This is a genomic window from Pseudomonas sp. (assembly GCF_048269965.1).
In the GTDB taxonomy this organism is placed as follows: domain Bacteria; phylum Pseudomonadota; class Gammaproteobacteria; order Pseudomonadales; family Pseudomonadaceae; genus Aquipseudomonas.
On sequence record NZ_JBLWTV010000005.1, the window covers coordinates 31840 to 48146 of the forward strand.

17 protein-coding genes are annotated in these 16307 nt (G+C 61.3%); 11 read left to right on the top strand and 6 right to left on the bottom strand.

Features of this window, described 5'->3' with window-relative positions:
* The first annotated feature begins 3 nt into the window (after positions 1–3).
* From ACN0X6_RS07575 to sthA, 8 genes are all read left to right on the top strand, one after another.
* Positions 4–1215, top strand: coding sequence for an NADH:ubiquinone reductase (Na(+)-transporting) subunit B (locus ACN0X6_RS07575; protein WP_417702981.1), 1212 nt, complete (start codon positions 4–6; stop codon positions 1213–1215).
* The gene (locus tag ACN0X6_RS07580) at positions 1208–1996 is read left to right on the top strand and encodes a Na(+)-translocating NADH-quinone reductase subunit C (RefSeq protein WP_417702982.1); all 789 of its coding nucleotides are present in this window, start codon (positions 1208–1210) and stop codon (positions 1994–1996) included. The genes ACN0X6_RS07575 and ACN0X6_RS07580 overlap by 8 nt, the downstream gene beginning before the upstream one ends.
* Positions 1993–2667: an NADH:ubiquinone reductase (Na(+)-transporting) subunit D gene (locus ACN0X6_RS07585; protein ID WP_178094790.1), complete on the top strand. Its 675-nt coding sequence runs from the start codon at positions 1993–1995 to the stop codon at positions 2665–2667. Before ACN0X6_RS07580 ends, ACN0X6_RS07585 begins: the two co-directional genes overlap by 4 nt.
* Positions 2667–3275 (top strand): NADH:ubiquinone reductase (Na(+)-transporting) subunit E, encoded by a 609-nt coding sequence (nqrE, locus tag ACN0X6_RS07590; protein WP_160020372.1) that lies wholly within the window; start codon positions 2667–2669, stop codon positions 3273–3275. Before ACN0X6_RS07585 ends, nqrE begins: the two co-directional genes overlap by 1 nt.
* Positions 3276–3290: 15 nt before the next feature.
* A complete protein-coding gene (gene nqrF, locus ACN0X6_RS07595) occupies positions 3291–4514 on the top strand; it encodes an NADH:ubiquinone reductase (Na(+)-transporting) subunit F (protein ID WP_417702983.1) in 1224 nt (407 codons plus the stop codon).
* A 104-nt stretch (positions 4515–4618) separates the two neighbouring features.
* Entirely contained in the window at positions 4619–5542 is a 924-nt protein-coding gene (locus ACN0X6_RS07600; protein ID WP_417703244.1) for an FAD:protein FMN transferase, read from the top strand.
* Positions 5539–5769: a (Na+)-NQR maturation NqrM gene (nqrM, locus tag ACN0X6_RS07605; protein WP_160020370.1), complete on the top strand. Its 231-nt coding sequence runs from the start codon at positions 5539–5541 to the stop codon at positions 5767–5769. Before ACN0X6_RS07600 ends, nqrM begins: the two co-directional genes overlap by 4 nt.
* Positions 5770–5865: 96 nt before the next feature.
* Entirely contained in the window at positions 5866–7260 is a 1395-nt protein-coding gene (gene sthA, locus ACN0X6_RS07610; RefSeq protein ID WP_072425943.1) for a Si-specific NAD(P)(+) transhydrogenase, read from the top strand.
* Between the two features lie 429 nt (positions 7261–7689).
* On the opposite strand, the gene ACN0X6_RS07615 is transcribed toward sthA, so the two are convergent.
* The 5 genes from ACN0X6_RS07615 to ACN0X6_RS07635 form a co-directional block, all read right to left on the bottom strand.
* A complete protein-coding gene (locus ACN0X6_RS07615; RefSeq protein ID WP_417702984.1) occupies positions 7690–8418 on the bottom strand; it encodes an MgtC/SapB family protein in 729 nt (242 codons plus the stop codon).
* 58 nt (positions 8419–8476) lie between these two features.
* On the bottom strand, positions 8477–9862 hold the full coding sequence (gene mgtE, locus ACN0X6_RS07620; protein WP_417702985.1) for a magnesium transporter: 1386 nt from the start codon (positions 9860–9862) through the stop codon (positions 8477–8479).
* Positions 9863–10558: 696 nt separating this feature from the next.
* The gene (locus ACN0X6_RS07625; protein WP_417702986.1) at positions 10559–11278 is read right to left on the bottom strand and encodes a glycerophosphodiester phosphodiesterase; all 720 of its coding nucleotides are present in this window, start codon (positions 11276–11278) and stop codon (positions 10559–10561) included.
* Positions 11279–11280: 2 nt separating this feature from the next.
* Positions 11281–11583, bottom strand: a complete 303-nt coding sequence (locus ACN0X6_RS07630) for a phosphodiesterase (RefSeq protein WP_417702987.1) — start codon at positions 11581–11583, stop codon at positions 11281–11283.
* A 19-nt stretch (positions 11584–11602) separates the two neighbouring features.
* Positions 11603–12169 (bottom strand): PilZ domain-containing protein, encoded by a 567-nt coding sequence (locus ACN0X6_RS07635; RefSeq protein WP_192981124.1) that lies wholly within the window; start codon positions 12167–12169, stop codon positions 11603–11605.
* 279 nt (positions 12170–12448) lie between these two features.
* Here ACN0X6_RS07635 and ACN0X6_RS07640 point away from each other — a divergent pair, with 279 nt between their 5' ends.
* Genes ACN0X6_RS07640 through ACN0X6_RS07650 form a run of 3 tightly spaced genes read left to right on the top strand, consistent with a single transcriptional unit; the run spans position 12449 to position 15646 of the window.
* The gene (locus tag ACN0X6_RS07640) at positions 12449–13696 is read left to right on the top strand and encodes a lipoprotein-releasing ABC transporter permease subunit (RefSeq protein WP_417702988.1); all 1248 of its coding nucleotides are present in this window, start codon (positions 12449–12451) and stop codon (positions 13694–13696) included.
* Between the two features lie 19 nt (positions 13697–13715).
* Positions 13716–14402, top strand: coding sequence for a lipoprotein-releasing ABC transporter ATP-binding protein LolD (lolD, locus tag ACN0X6_RS07645; protein ID WP_417703246.1), 687 nt, complete (start codon positions 13716–13718; stop codon positions 14400–14402).
* Positions 14402–15646 (top strand): lipoprotein-releasing ABC transporter permease subunit, encoded by a 1245-nt coding sequence (locus tag ACN0X6_RS07650; RefSeq protein WP_417702989.1) that lies wholly within the window; start codon positions 14402–14404, stop codon positions 15644–15646. Before lolD ends, ACN0X6_RS07650 begins: the two co-directional genes overlap by 1 nt.
* 37 nt (positions 15647–15683) lie before the next feature.
* Here ACN0X6_RS07650 and ACN0X6_RS07655 read toward each other — a convergent pair whose 3' ends face one another.
* Complete coding sequence (locus tag ACN0X6_RS07655; protein WP_192981118.1) at positions 15684–16211, bottom strand: DUF2062 domain-containing protein; 528 nt, start codon at positions 16209–16211, stop codon at positions 15684–15686.
* Positions 16212–16307 lie beyond the last annotated feature (96 nt).

Consider the following 16307-nt stretch of genomic DNA (forward strand, 5'->3'; position numbering starts at 1 on the left):
CTCATGGGTATTCGTGCATTGCTCGATAAAATCGAGCACAACTTCGAGAAGGGCGGCAAGTACGAGAAGTGGTATGCCTTGTACGAGGCGATCGACACCTTCTTCTATCGTCCTGGCAGCGTGACCAAGACCACGGCTCACGTGCGTGACGGCATCGACCTCAAGCGCATGATGATCACCGTATGGCTGTGCACCTTCCCGGCCATGTTCTTCGGCATGTGGAACACCGGCTACCAGGCCAACCTGATCTTCGCCCAGAGCCCCGAGCTGCTGGCGAGCCAGGAAGGCTGGCGCTTCGCGCTGATCGGCTCGTTGGCCGGTTTCGATGCGAACAGCCTGTGGGATAACTTCATCCAGGGCGCGGCTTATTTCCTGCCGGTCTACGCGGTGACTTTCATCGTCGGCGGCTTCTGGGAAGTGCTGTTCGCTTCGATCCGCAAGCATGAAGTCAACGAAGGTTTCTTCGTCACTTCCGTGCTGTTCGCCCTGATTCTGCCGCCGAGCATTCCGCTTTGGCAGGTGGCCCTGGGCATCAGCTTCGGCGTGGTGATCGGCAAAGAAGTGTTCGGTGGTACCGGCAAGAACTTCCTCAACCCGGCACTGACCGGCCGTGCCTTCCTGTTCTTCGCCTATCCGGCGCAGATGTCGGGTGATGCGGTGTGGACTGCCGTCGACGGTTTCGCTGGTGCTACTTCGCTGAGCCTGGCAGCCTCCGGCGGCATCGAGAACGTGATCAATAACGGCATCACCTGGATGGATGCTTTCGTCGGCACCATTCACGGTTCGCTCGGCGAAACCAGCACCCTGGCGATTGCCATCGGCGGCCTGGTCCTGCTGATCACCAAGATCGCCGCTTGGCGCATCGTCGCAGGGGTGATGCTGGGCATGATCGGTCTGAGCATGCTGCTCAACCTGATCGGCTCCACCAGCAACCCGATGTTCGCCATGCCGTGGTACTGGCATCTGGTTGTCGGCGGCTTTGCCTTTGGCATGTTCTTCATGGCCACCGACCCGGTGTCGGCGTCGATGACCAATACCGGCAAGTGGATCTTCGGCGCCCTGATCGGCGTGATGGTCGTTCTGATCCGTGTGGTCAATCCGGCCTTCCCCGAGGGCATGATGCTGGCGATCCTGTTCGCCAACCTGTTTGCACCGCTGATCGACCACTTCGTCGTTCAAGCCAATATCAAGCGGAGGCTGGCACGCAATGTCTAGTCAAAAAGAATCCACCGTCCGCACGCTGACGGTGGCGGTGCTGGTGTGTCTGGTGTGCTCGGTGTTCGTCGCCGGCGCCGCCATCGCACTGAAGCCGACTCAGGTTGAAAACCGCCTGCTGGACAAGCAGCGCAGCATCCTGGCCATTGCCGGCCTGGGCGAAGCGGGTATGTCCGGCGCCAAGGTCAAGGAGCTGTTTGACAGCACCATCACCGCCAAGCTGGTGGATCTTGAGAGCGGCACGTTCTCCGATGCTTTCGACCCGATCACCTTCGATCCGCTCAAGGCCTCCAAGGATCCGAAAACCTCCGAGGCTCTGAAAGGCAGCGAGGATATTGCCGGGATCAAGCGCCAGGAGCGTTACACCACCGTTTACATGGTGGAGAAGGATGGCGAAGTCGAAACCCTGATCCTGCCGGTTCGCGGCTATGGTCTGTGGTCGACCCTGCACGGTTTCATCGCCGTCAAGGGCGACCTCAATACCGTGGTCGGCATGGGCTTCTACCAGCACGGCGAAACCCCGGGTCTCGGCGGCGAGGTGGACAACCCGAAATGGAAGGGCCAGTGGCCGGGCAAGACCCTGTTCGACGACAGCGGCAAGCTCGCCGTACAGGTGGTCAAGGGCGGTGTCGATCCGCAAAGCCCGAACGCTACCCACCAGGTCGATGGCCTGGCGGGCGCCACCCTGACGAGCGTCGGTGTGGACAACCTGCTGAAGTTCTGGCTCGGCCAGAACGGCTTCGGTCCGTTTATCGCTAACCTGCGTGCAGGGGAGGCTTGATCATGTCGCAGCCGACTATTAAAGAAGTCCTGCTCAACCCGATCTTCAACAACAACCCCATCGGCCTGCAGATTCTCGGTATCTGCTCGGCGCTGGCGGTGACCTCGAATCTGCAGACCGCGCTGGTGATGTCCGCCGCGCTGACGCTGGTGACCGGTTTCTCCAACCTGTTCATCTCAATGATCCGCAGCCAGATTCCGGGCTCGATCCGCATGATCGTGCAGATGGTGATCATCGCATCCTTGGTAATCGTGGTGGACCAGGTGCTCAAGGCGTATGCCTTCAGTCTGTCCAAACAGCTGTCGGTGTTCGTCGGTCTGATCATCACCAACTGCATCGTGATGGGCCGTGCCGAGGCCTTCGCCATGCAGAACCCGCCTGTGCTGTCGTTCTTCGACGGTATCGGTAACGGTCTGGGCTACAGCGCCATGCTGATTGCCCTGGGCGTTATTCGTGAACTGTTCGGCGCCGGCAAGCTGATGGGCTACGAGATTCTGTCGGTGGTCAACGACGGTGGCTGGTACCAGCCCAACGGCATGCTGCTGCTGCCGCCTTCGGCGTTCTTCCTGATCGGTCTGTTCATCTGGGCCATTCGTAGCTGGAAGAAGGATCAGATCGAGGCCAACGCTTACAAGATGGCGCCTCAGGTATCCAGCAAGGAGGCCTATTAATGGAACATTACATCAGCCTGTTCGTCCGTGCGGTGTTCGTCGAGAACATGGCGCTGGCGTTCTTCCTCGGCATGTGTACCTTCATCGCCATCTCCAAGAAGGTGGAAACCGCCATCGGCCTGGGTATCGCCGTGGTCGTGGTGCTGGGTATCACCATGCCGGTGAACAACCTGATCTACACCAACATCCTCAAGGATGGCGCCCTGGCCTGGGCCGGCATGCCCGAGGTGGACCTGTCCTTCCTCGGTCTGCTGACCTTCATCGGCGTGATCGCGGCCATCGTGCAGATCCTGGAAATGACCCTGGATAAGTACGTGCCCTCGCTGTACAACGCCCTCGGCGTGTTCCTGCCGCTGATTACCGTGAACTGCGCCATCATGGGTGGCTCGCTGTTCATGGTCGAGCGTGACTACAACCTGGCCGAGAGCACTGTCTACGGTGTCGGTGCGGGCGTGTCCTGGGCACTGGCCATCGCCGCGCTGGCCGGTATCCGCGAGAAGCTCAAGTACAGCGATGTACCGGCTGGCCTGCAGGGTCTGGGCATCACCTTCATCACCATCGGTCTGATGTCGCTGGGCTTCATGTCCTTCTCCGGCGTGCAGCTGTAAGGAAAGGATGAACAGATGAATTACGAAATTTTCCTCGCCATCGGCATGTTCACCGCCATCGTTCTCGCGCTGGTGCTGATCATCCTCGCCGCGCGCGCCAAGCTGGTCTCCAGCGGTGACGTGAGCATCGAGATCAACGGCGAAAAAACCATCGTGGTACCGGCTGGCGGCAAGCTGTTGCAAACCCTGGCCGACAACAACATCTTCCTGTCCTCCGCCTGTGGCGGCGGCGGCACCTGCGCACAATGCAAGTGTGTCGTCGAATCCGGCGGCGGCGAGATGCTGTCCACCGAAGAGTCGCACTTCACCCGGCGCGAGGCCCGTGAGGGCTGGCGTCTTTCCTGCCAGACCCCGGTCAAGCAGGACATGAAGATCGAAGTCCCGGAAGAGGTCTTCGGCGTCAAGAAGTGGGAATGCACCGTCGTCTCCAACCCCAACGTCGCTACCTTCATCAAGGAGCTGACGCTGAAGCTGCCGGAAGGCGAAAACGTCGACTTCCGCGCCGGTGGTTATGTGCAGCTGGAGTGCCCGCCGCACACCGTGTACTACAAGGACTTCGACATCCAGGAGGAGTATCGCGGCGACTGGGACAAGTTCAACCAGTGGAAGTACGTATCCAAGGTCGAGGAGACCGTGATCCGTGCCTATTCCATGGCCAACTACCCGGAAGAACGCGGTCTGGTGAAGTTCAACATCCGCATCGCCTCGCCGCCCCCTGGCAAGGACGATCTGCCACCGGGCAAGATGTCTTCCTACGTGTTCAGCCTCAAGCCGGGCGACAAGATCACCGTGTACGGGCCGTTCGGTGAGTTCTTCGCCAAGGACACCGACGCCGAAATGGTCTTCATCGGTGGTGGTGCCGGTATGGCGCCGATGCGCTCGCACATCTTCGACCAGCTCAAGCGCCTGAAGTCCACGCGCAAGATCAGCTTCTGGTACGGTGCGCGCTCCATGCGTGAATCGTTCTACAACGAAGAGTACGACCAACTGGCCGCCGAGAACCCGAACTTCCAGTGGCACCTGGCGCTGTCCGATCCGCAGCCGGAAGACAACTGGACTGGTCTCAAGGGCTTCATCCACAACGTGCTGTACGAGAACTACCTGAAGGACCACCCGGCTCCGGAAGATTGCGAGTTCTACATGTGCGGCCCACCCATGATGAACGCCGCCGTGATCAAGATGCTGACCGACCTGGGTGTCGAGCCGGAGAACATCCTCCTCGACGACTTCGGCGGCTAAGCATGAGGTCTGCTGTACTCCAGCCCGTTATCGCTGTCGCCCTGGCGGCAGCCCTAACGGGCTGCTTGCATTCTGAACGGATCGAAGAGTTCGGTGGCCCGACCATGGGCAGCACCTATTCGATCAAATACGTCCGCAGTGAAGGTGTCGCGCCGCAAGCCGAACTCAAGGCCGCGACCGAGGCGATCCTCGCCGAGATCGATCTGCAGATGTCCACCTATCGCGATGATTCGCTGATCGAGCAGTTCAACCGTGCGCCAGCGGGTACTTGCCAGGCCATGCCCGAGGGCGTGCTGGACCTGGTTCGCGCCGGTGATCGTCTGCACCAGGAGAGTCAGGGCTACTTCGACCTGACGCTGGAGCCCTTGCTCGACCTCTGGGGCTTCGGGCCCAAAGGGCAGGGCGTGGCGGTGCCGGATGCCGAACGCCTGGCCGAAGTGCGTCAGCGAGTCGGTCAACAGCACCTGAGAATCGAAGGCGAGCAGCTGTGCAAGGACGTTGACGTTGAAGTCGACTTCAACAGCATCGCGGCCGGTTATGCCGTCGATCTGATCGTGGCGCGTCTGGGCGAGCTGGGGGTCACCAGTTATCTGGTCGAGGCCACCGGCGAGCTCAAGGCAGCAGGCCTCAAGCCCGATGGCAGCCACTGGCGTATCGGCCTGGAAGCCCCGCGCGACGATCAGCGGGTCGCTCAGCGTATTCTGCAACTCGATGGCTACGGTATCTCCACCTCGGGTGACTACCGCAACTATTTCGAAGAGAACGGCCAGCGCTACTCGCACACGCTCGATCCGCTGAGCGGCAAGCCGGTCAACCACAAGCTGGCGGCGGTGACGGTGGCTGATCCATCGACCTTGCGCGCCGATGGCTTGTCTACCCTATTGATGGTGCTCGGGCCGGAAGCCGGCATGGCCTTCGCCGAGCGCAACGGTATCGCGGCGTTTTTCGTGACGCGTGAGGGCGAGGGTTTCGTCACACAGGGCACGACCGCATTCGAGCAGCTATTCGCTGCAGGAGATGAGCAATGACTTTTCTGGTTGTATTTCTGGCCATGATTCTGGTCGTCGGCATGATGGCCGTCGGCGTGATCATGGGGCGCAAACCCATCGCCGGTTCCTGCGGTGGCATCGCCAACCTGGGTATCGAGAAGGAGTGCTCGATCTGCGGCGGTAGCCGCGAGAAGTGCGAAGAGGTCAATCGCGAGCAGAGCGAAGCGCCGAATACCGACCTGGCTTACGACGCGAGCAAGCGCTGAGCTGCCAGTATGGTTTGACAGCCGGTAGCCGCAACCCGCTGCCGGCCCCGCCGAGGGTGCGCCACAAGCGCTCCGGCCTGATCTGAAGGAGTAAACATGGCGGTCTACAACTACGATGTGGTGGTGCTGGGCTCCGGCCCTGCGGGCGAAGGCGCGGCGATGAACGCGGCCAAGGCCGGGCGCAAGGTGGCCGTGGTGGACAATCGTCCGCTGGTCGGTGGCAACTGTACTCACCTGGGGACCATTCCCTCCAAGGCACTGCGCCACTCGGTGCGGCAGATCATGCAGTTCAATACCAACCCGATGTTCCGCCAGATTGGCGAGCCGCGCTGGTTCTCCTTTCCCGACGTGCTGAAAAGCGCCGAGAAGGTGATCGCCAAGCAGGTCACCTCGCGCACGGGCTACTATGCGCGCAACCGCATCGATACCTATTTCGGTACTGCCAGCTTTGCCGACGAGCAGACGGTGGAAGTGGTCTGCATCAACGGCGTGGTGGAAAAGCTGGTGGCCAAGCAGATCGTCATCGCGACCGGCTCGCGTCCTTATCGTCCGGCCGATGTCGATTTCCGTCACCCACGTATCTACGACAGCGACACCATTCTCAGCCTCGGTCACACGCCGCGCCGCCTGATCATCTACGGCGCCGGGGTCATTGGCTGCGAGTACGCCTCGATCTTCAGTGGTCTGGGCGTGCTGGTCGATCTGATCGACAACCGCGATCAACTGCTCAGCTTCCTCGACTCGGAAATCTCCGACGCCTTGAGCTATCACCTGCGCAACAACAATGTGCTGATTCGTCACAACGAAGAGTACGAGCGCATCGAGGGTGTGGAAAACGGCGTGGTCCTGCACCTGAAGTCAGGCAAGAAAATCAAGGCCGACGCACTGCTGTGGTGTAACGGCCGCACCGGCAATACGGATCAACTGGGGCTGGAGAACATCGGCATCGCGGTCAACAGCCGTGGTCAGATCCAGGTCGACGAGCATTACCGTACCGAGGTCAGCAACATCTACGCTGCCGGTGACGTGATCGGCTGGCCGAGCCTGGCCAGCGCGGCCGCCGACCAGGGGCGTTCTGCCGCCGGCAGCATCGTCGACAACGGCAGCTGGCGTTTCGTCGATGACGTACCGACCGGCATTTACACCATTCCGGAGATCAGCTCGATCGGCAAGACCGAGCGGGAACTGACTCAGGCCAAGGTGCCTTACGAAGTGGGCAAGGCCTTCTTCAAGGGCATGGCGCGGGCGCAGATCTCGGTCGAGCCGGTGGGTATGCTGAAGATCCTCTTCCACCGTGAAACCCTGGAAGTGCTGGGCGTGCACTGCTTCGGCTATCAGGCCTCGGAGATCGTCCACATCGGCCAGGCGATCATGAATCAGAAGGGTGAAGCCAACAGCATCAAGTACTTCATCAACACCACCTTCAACTACCCGACCATGGCCGAGGCCTATCGGGTTGCCGCGTTCGACGGTCTCAACCGGCTTTTTTGAGCGGCTCCGGCCGGCGGCCTGAGCCGGTCGGGGAGACAGGCTGGGTAGTGGCTTCCGAGTGGCGCTGGCCGAATCGGGAGAGCTTCTAGCGTCTCAGGCGGCAGAATGTTGAAAGCGGCCATGTGGCCAGGGCGGCTCGGATAAGCCTCGACCTTGGTGTCGGCGGGTGTTGCAAGCAGAATCCGATACCTGTTTTCAGGTGTCGGATTTTTTATGCGCGTTTCCTTCCTGCGTACGCCCTGACCCTTCTATCCTGCTGCCCCGGGAGAGTCTGGGGCCGACGCTGGCCAGTGAGTTTTCCGGCGCTGTCGAGCGCGCCACCGTCTGCAGGATCTACACGCTAACAAGTCGTGCGTTGTCGCAATGCCAGGGCGCTCTCGTGGCACGGCGCATCTCACAGCCAGCACGGATATCAGCTTGCGGGGGATCTCAACCGGTTGTGCTTGGACTCCAGAAGGCCTGTCTTACACCCGGTAATGACGTCAACTTGCGCATCAGAGCATCGAGCTCATCGCCATCGATCGAGGTGACGGTGAGAGTGGCTTCGATCTCCACGGCGTCCTCGCCGAAGGCGTTGACTTCCAGGTTGCGTACAGGGAAGCGGCCACTCTCAAGGGAAGCCTCCAGCGCCTTCATGATTACCTGCTGACGTTCCTTGTCGGCGATCACACAGACCGTATTGGTTACTTCTACCGACTCCACATCGAGGGGTTGGCGATTGATCGCATTGACTATTGGGCGTAGCAAGGTGTTGGCCGACAGCACAAACAGGGTCCCCAGCACGGCTTCTACCAGCATGCCGGTACCCGTAGCGACACCCACTGCGGCGGAGCCCCACAGTGTCGCGGCTGTGTTGATTCCCCGAATATTGCCTTCCTCACGCATGATCACGCCGGCTCCCAGGAAACCCACGCCTGAGACCACATAGGCCAGCACGTGCAAAGGGCTTGGGCTGCCGCCGTAGATGGCGTGAAAGCGCATGGCAATATCGACGAACAGTGCGGCACCGACTGCGACCAGTACGTTGGTTCGCAAGCCGGCCGTGCGCTGACGATATTGACGCTCCAGGCCAATCACCGCACCCAGCAGGAACGCAGTCAGCAGACTCGCCAGGGTATTGAGTGACGCGGTCAGATCCATATGTTGAGCGATATACATGCTACCCCCTTAAATAATGAGGCCCAGCCGAGCCGGGCCCCATGGCACGATTGCGCAGTCAGCCAGCTGCCTGGGTCAGCAGGTCGCCCAGGAAGGCGTAGGCAAAGCCGAAGTAGATGAACACACCCAGCAGGTCCATGATCGAGGTGATGAGCGGCGAGGACAGCGTGGCTGGATCGGTGCCGATGCGTCGCGCGAGGAACGGCAGCAGCGCACCGATGACGCCGCCGAGCACAGTGCATATCAGCATGCTAAAGCCGACTACCATCAGCACATCGAAGCCGACGCCCTTGGCGAAGAACGCCAGGATGACTTCGAGCAACGCGATCACGCCCCCCAGTGCTGCCGCTACGGGTAACTCACGCTTGATGATCAGCCATACATCACGCCATGTGAGCCTGAGTTCTCCGAGGGCCATCGCCCGAATGACCAGGGTGGCCGACTGGCTACCTGTATTACCGCCCATGTCCACGATCGGTGCGATGAACGCAGCCAGTACGATGGCCTGAGTCAGAATTTCCTCCTGCGCTGCCACGAAGGTGCTGGTCAGAATGCCGAAGAACGTCAGGACCACCAGCCAGAACACGCGTACGGTGAACATCTGCTTGAACGGGGACGCGATCACATCCAGGTCGGGGCCGTCCAATACGGCAGTACCGCCGAAACGGGCGAGCTGAGTAGCGTCCTGCTCCTTCTCGATATCCATGGCATCATCGACCGTGACGATACCGATCATGCGCTCACCACCATTGATCACCGGTAGTGCCAGCAGATCGTAACGGCGAATCAGCTCCGCAGCCTGCTCGCGAGGCCACTGAGCGCGTGCAAAGACTGGACTGCCGCGCATGATTTCGCCGATGGTGGCGTTCGCATCCGCCAGTACCAGATCGCGCAGTGATACGGTGCCGCCGAGTCGCTGCTCCTGGTCCAGTACATAGATGACATAGATGGTCTCCTTGTCGGGGGCGGTCGCGCGGATATGCTCCAGCGCACCGGCCACCGTCATCTCGGGTGAAACGCGGACGTAATCCGAGGTCGTCACCGATCCGACAGTTCCATCCGGATAGGCAGCCAGCTTGATGATGTCATCGCGCTCGACCTTGGCTAGCGCGGGCAGAAGCTTCTGCTTGGCCCTCTCGCTCAGGCGGTTATAGAGGTCGGCTCGGTCATCCGACGGCATGCGTTCAAACAGCTCTACCACAGCCTCGCGCGGCATCGCACGGAGCAGGGTGTCCTGGCGCTTCTCCGGGATGTGAGCGAAGAGTTCTGCGCGGGCGAGTGGGGCCAGGATCAGCAGTAGAGAAACTGTTTCCGCCGTGTTGAGGACATTGAGCGCCTCTACCAGGTCGGAAGAATGAGTGTGCGTTGCAAGGCTGGCAAAGCTCGCAGCATCGAGCGAGTGGGCCAGGGTGCGAACGGAAAACAGCAGGTCTTCGCGATTCATGGGCATGCTCCTTTCGGGCCTTTCAGGCGGCCGCGGGCATGCCTGATCTGTCAGACCATGGGCACGCCCCGACAGCCAAAGGCCGATAACGGGGTGAAGTAATTGAGGTTCAAACGGCAAGATCGACCAGGGTCAGGGTCCATGACGGCCTCCAGTAGGTTGATGAAGTGACAAGGGGCTCAAAACCCCTGGGCACGTTACGGTTCGATGCCAGAATTCCAGGCAACAGCCTTCCGTCGCTGGAAAACCTTGCGCTGAAAAATCTAGACGCTACGGTTTTTCCGGCCGGGGCATGCAAGTTCAAAGGCGCTAGAAAGCCGCCAATGCTGATGGCAACGGCCAGATGTATGTAGGAAGTCGTAAGGCGCGACCGAAGTACGGTCGTTTGATACCACTACCCGCCAGTTCGGCAAGACAGTGGCGAGAAGAAGATCCCGCGATTACCTTGCCTGTGGTTCGTCGATGCTGGATCGACTACTGGAACCTTCCACAGCAAGAACTCCAAGATTCAGACGGGCGCAATCGTAGTTCCCCATCCAGCGCTTGGCAATCCACTGATTGAATGCTGTTCAGGTTGCATTAAGTGGCACTTGCATTTCCAGAAGGCAAGGCAGGCACGGGACCTATGGTCTTTGAGGTAATGCCCGTGCAGGGGGCCTTGCAGGACAAGAGACTTTGCTCTCCTGTCCTGCGCGACTAGCCGCGCAGCGTCTGCACCGCCAGGCCGGGAAAGTCGGTGATGATGCTGTCGGCGCCGAAGTCGGCCAGGCGGCGCATCAGCGCCGGCTCGTTGACCGTCCATACCGACACGTGCAGCCCTTGCTTCTGCGCCTTGAGCAGGCGCTCCGGGGTGCACAGGGTCCAGTTCAATGCCAGCAGGTGACAGTCGTAGTGCGCCGCCACTTTCAATGGGTCGAGCCAGGCGTACTCGGCAACCAGACCCAGCTGCAGCTGCGGGGTCAGTTCGCGCGCGGCCTTGAGTACTTCCCGCGAGCTGGAGGTGATGGTGATCTGCTCGCGCAGGCCGAAGCGCTCGACGAGTTCGGCAATGGCCAGCACGGTGCGCGCGGCGCGCACTTTCGAGGCGCTTTTCACCTCCAGTTGCCAATGCGCGAACGTGCACTGCTCGAACAATTCTTCCAGGCGCGGAATGGGGCATGGGCGTACCCAGCCGGGGCCACCCTTGCGTGCGTCGTACTTCACCAGCTCGGCGGCGTCGTGCTCGACCACCTTGCCGCGCAGGCCGGTGGTGCGCTTGAGCGTCGGGTCGTGGATCACCATCAGTTCGCTGTCGCGCGACAGATGCAGATCCAGCTCGCAGCGGTCGACGCCGTGTTCCAGGCAGCGCTGGAAACTGGCCAGGGTATTTTCCGGGGCTTCGCCCTTGGCGCCGCGATGGCCGTAGATGTGAGTCACTGTTACTCCTTGACGGTGTCGAGGTGGCGCGGCTGGTGATGGCGCACGCTGTTGATCACGTGATCGTATTCGAAATAGACGCTGAATTCGCGGTAGTCCCAGCGCGTGATCGGTGGCTGGCCGACAGGCTTGTGCTCTTCATCGGCCAGGCCGAAACGCTCCAGCACCGAACGCTTGGACTGGCCTTTGTGCGGCAGGGTGCGGGGGTCGAGTTCGGCGCCCTGGTTGCCCAGAGGAATGGTCAGGGTGTCAGCGAGTAGAGCAGTAGGGGCGAGCAGGGTGAAAAGCAGAGCGAGACGATACATGGCGGTTCCTTGGCGGCTGTCATTCGCGGGCTTGGCGACGCTCCAGAGCCTGCTTCTGCAGGATATGCCGAGCCAGCAACTGGCGCTGTGCGTCGGTCAACGCTTCGAACTCGGTGCCGATCTCGAATTGACCGTCCGCGCGTTGACTGCAGTGCACCACCTGGCCACGCAGCAAGAGGCCGAGGGCCTGTGGCATCAGCACCATCTTGATCGCCAGATGGCTACCCGGCGCCACGGCCTGGGCGTTATTGAAGCTGATGCCGCCTTCGGACAGCGAGACCTGGCGTGGCGCGCCGATGTCGCGCAGCAGGCTCTGCGCCACGGCCTGGCCGAGCAGGTCGATGCGCTTGTTGATCACCTTCAGGTAGTTGGCCAGGGTACGGTCGCGTTCGGTGATATGGCGCAGCAGATGCTGGGATTCGAAGTCCGTCAGGTGCAGGTCGCTGAGCAGGTTGAACAGCGGCGATGGATCGTGAAGCGCGTCGCTGGCATGGGCTTCGGCCCCCGACAGCAGGCTGAATTCCAGTGCGATCGTATCGTCGATACGATAGTATTCGCGGCGATCATCTACATCGTTAGTCGACATGGCGAACCCATGAAAGCGGTGGTGGTCGAAGACCCTGTTGAAAGTCTCGCGAACGGGATGCGTGCCAGGCAAGCGTCGGTTACGAATGGTAAACGAGCATTGCTCGCTTCGCTCGCCCCTTCGGGGCCACACTGAAGCGCACCAGCCATAAGCGGCTTTCCAAGTGTCTTTAAACGCAGCATGCCCGATACGCAGCAGACCTCGAGTTGCTTCTGAGTGTAAGGCTGCTGACCTGGCCCTGCCACAAGGACGTTTTTCTTTCCCCCGAATCTCTCCGACATGTTCAGACCTCTGTTCGTATTCATCGGTACGCGCTACACGCGGGCCAAGCGTCGCAACCACTTCGTCTCCTTCATTTCCCTGACGTCCATGCTCGGCCTCACCCTCGGGGTGATGGTAATGATCCTGGTGCTGTCGGTGATGAATGGTTTCGACCACGAAATGCGCACCCGCGTGCTGGGGATGATTCCTCATGCCACGGTCGAATCGCCGACCCCGGTCAGCGACTGGCCGGCATTGGCGCGTCAGGTCGAGCGCCACCCGCGTGTCGAGGCGCTGGCGCCCTTCACCCAGATGCAGGGCTTGCTGACGCACGACGGCAAGGTGCAGAAGGTGCTGATCAATGCCATCGACCCTGAGCAGGAACGCAAGGTGTCGATCATCGACGGCTTCTTCCAGCAGGGCCGTCTCGACAGCCTGAAACCCGGCGATTTCGCCATGGTCATCGGCGACAAGGCAGCGGCCAAGCTCGGCCTGAAACTGGGAGACAAGGTCACCTTCGTCGCGCCCGAGGTCACCGTGACCCCCGCCGGCATGTTCCCGCGCCTGAAGCGCTTTACCGTAACCGGCATCTTCCACGTCGGCGCTGGCGAGATCGACGGTGCACTGGCGCTGGCCAACATCAGCGACCTGGCGCGCCTGCAGCGCTGGAAACCGGATCAGGTACAGGGCCTGCGACTGAAGTTCGATGATCTGTTCCAGGCGCCGCGCAGCGCCTGGGAGATCGCCCAGACCCTCGACGGTGATTTCTATGCCCGTGACTGGACCCGAACCCACGGTAACCTGTACCAGGCCATTCGCATGGAGAAGACCATGATCGGCCTGCTGCTGCTGCTGATCGTCGCGGTGGCCGCGTTCAACATCATTTCCACGCTGGTGATGGTGGTGACCGACAAGAAGGGCGACATCGCCATCCTGCGTACCCTCGGCGCCACGCCGCGGCAGATCATGGCCATCTTCATGGTGCAGGGCACGGTCATCGGGGTGGTCGGCACCTTCATCGGCGCCGTGCTGGGGATTCTCGCAGCACTGAACGTCAGCAGCCTGATCGCCGGCATCGAGCGTCTGCTGGGCATCAAGTTTCTCAATGCCGATGTCTACTTCATCGATTACCTGCCTTCGCAACTGCAGAGCGCCGACGTGGTGATGGTCTGTACCGCGGCGTTGCTGCTGAGCTTCTTCGCCACCCTGTATCCAGCCTGGCGCGCTGCGCGTACCCAGCCGGCCGAGGCCCTGCGCTATGAGTGAGTCCATGAACCAGAACGCCATGAAACAGCACAATGCCGTGCTCAGCTGTCGCAACCTGAGCAAGCGTTACGACGAGGGCCCCGAGTCGGTGGTGGTGCTCGATGGTCTGGAGCTTGAGCTGCTGCCCGGCGAGCGCGTGGCCATCGTCGGCAGCTCCGGCTCCGGCAAGAGCACCCTGCTGAACATGCTCGGTGGCCTGGATACGCCCAGCGAAGGCAGTGTCTGGCTGGCTGGCGAGCAGTTGTCGGCGCTGAGCGAGACCGCTCGTGGCCTGCTGCGCAACCGCGCGCTGGGCTTCGTCTACCAGTTTCACCACCTGCTGGCCGAGTTCACCGCGCTGGAGAACGTCTGCATGCCGCTGTTGATCGGCAAGACGTCGATCCCCGAAGCGCGTCAGCGCGCGACGGCGTTGCTGGAGCGTGTAGGTCTGGGGCATCGCCTGAATCACAAGCCGTCAGAACTCTCCGGTGGTGAGCGCCAGCGTGTGGCGATTGCCCGTGCCCTGGTCAACCGCCCGGGGCTGGTGCTGCTCGATGAGCCCACCGGCAACCTCGATCAGCACACTGCCGAAGGCATTCAGGAGCTGATGCGCGAGCTCAGCCGCGACTCCAACACTGCGTTCCTGGTGGTGACACACGACATGCAGCTGGCACGCCAGATGGATCGCGTGCTCAGCCTGCAGGACGGCAAACTGGTGACCCTCTGATGTTTCGTCCGCTGAGTCTCTTCATCGGCGCTCGTTACACACGGGCCAAGCGCCGCAACCATTTCATCTCCTTCATTTCGCTGACCTCGATGATCGGCCTGGCGCTTGGCGTGCTGGCGATGATCGTGGTGCTGTCGGTGATGAACGGCTTCCAGAAGGAAATGAGCTCGCGCATTCTCGGCATGGTGCCGCACGCCATGCTCTACGGCGCCGAGCCGGTCGCCGACTGGCGCGCCCTGGCGGACAAGGCCATGGCCAACCCGCAGGTACAGGCCGCGGCGCCTTATGCCGAGCTGGAGGGCATGCTCTCGCATCGCGGGCTGATGCAGCCGATTCAGATCCACGGCATCGACCCGGCGCAGGAGGGTAAGGTATCGATCCTGCCCGAGCACATCCGCCAGGGCAGCCTGAACAATCTTCAGCCCGGCGAATTCGGCGTAGTGATCGGCGATATCACCGCGCGCCGTTTCGGCCTGCAGGTGGGCGACAAGCTGACCTTGATCATTCCCGAGCTGAGCAGCGCGCCCGGCGGCGTCACCCCGCGCATGCAGCGCCTGAACGTGGCGGCGGTGTTCAAGGTGGGCGCCGAGCTGGACAGCTCGCTGGCACTGATCAACGTCGCCGATGCCGCTGCCATGCAGCGCCTGCCGGAAGGTACGGTGCCGGGCATTCGCCTGGCGCTGAAGGATCTCTACCAGGCGCCGCAAGTGTCCAAGGCGCTGGTCGCCGAACTGGGCGCCGGTTACCGTGCCGATGACTGGACTCATACCCAGGGCAGCCTGTTCAGCGCGATGAAAATGGAGAAGACCATGATCGGTCTGCTGCTCTTGCTGATCGTTGCCGTGGCGGCGTTCAACATCATCGCCACGCTGATCATGGTAGTGGCTGACAAGGGCGGCGATATCGCCATCCTGCGTACCCTGGGCGCTACACCGCGGCAGATCATGGCGATTTTCATGGTGCAGGGCTCGGTGATCGGTCTGGTCGGTACGCTGATCGGCACGCTGCTAGGTGTGCTGGCGGCGCTCAATATCAGCGCGCTGGTGGCCTGGCTGGAGTCGTTCGCCGGTCAGCAGGTGATGAGCTCCGATGTGTACTTCATCAGCAGCTTGCCGTCGGACCTGCAGTGGCTGGATGTGGCGCTGATCTGTTCGGCGGCATTGATCCTGAGTTTCCTCGCCACACTCTACCCTTCATGGCGAGCGGCGCAGGTGCAGCCGGCCGAAGCGCTGCGCTACGAGTAAGAATGAAAAAGCCGTCGACTTCGACGGCTTTTTCTTTTCAGTGGCGTTCCAGTCGGCGTTTTTCCTGACGCTTGCGCCAACTGCGCTGGACCCACCAGCGCCAGTAGAGCATGGTCAGTACATAGCCTGCCGCCGCGAGAATGATCCCTGCGACGAAGGAGCCCAGATACAGGGGTTTCCACAGCACTGCCACCTCGGCCGTGATCCATTCCAGGCTCAGGGTCGTCGGCATGCGCACCGGAGGCGTCTGCATGATCCACGCACCCAGCTTGTAGGTGCAGTAGAAAACCGGCGGCATGGTGATGGGGTTGGTCAGCCAAACCAGGCCGATGGAAATCGGCAGGTTGGCGCGCATCGGGATGGCAACGGCGGCGGCGGCCAGCATCTGCATGGGCATGGGGATCATCGCCCAGAACAGGCCGATGGCCATGCCACGGGCTACCGAATGGCGGTTGAGATGCCAGAGATTGGGGTCATGAATGAGTTTGCCGAGAAAGCGCAGGGACTTGTTACCCTTGATGCTGTCGGGGTTGGGCATGTAGCGCTTGAATAAACGACGCGGCATGAAGAGTCTCTGGGCAGGCAAAAGCGCCGGTATTATGCACGGATTCAGCCTGGCCAGCGTTTCCATATTGTGACTGGAGGTGAGCGCTGGACGCGC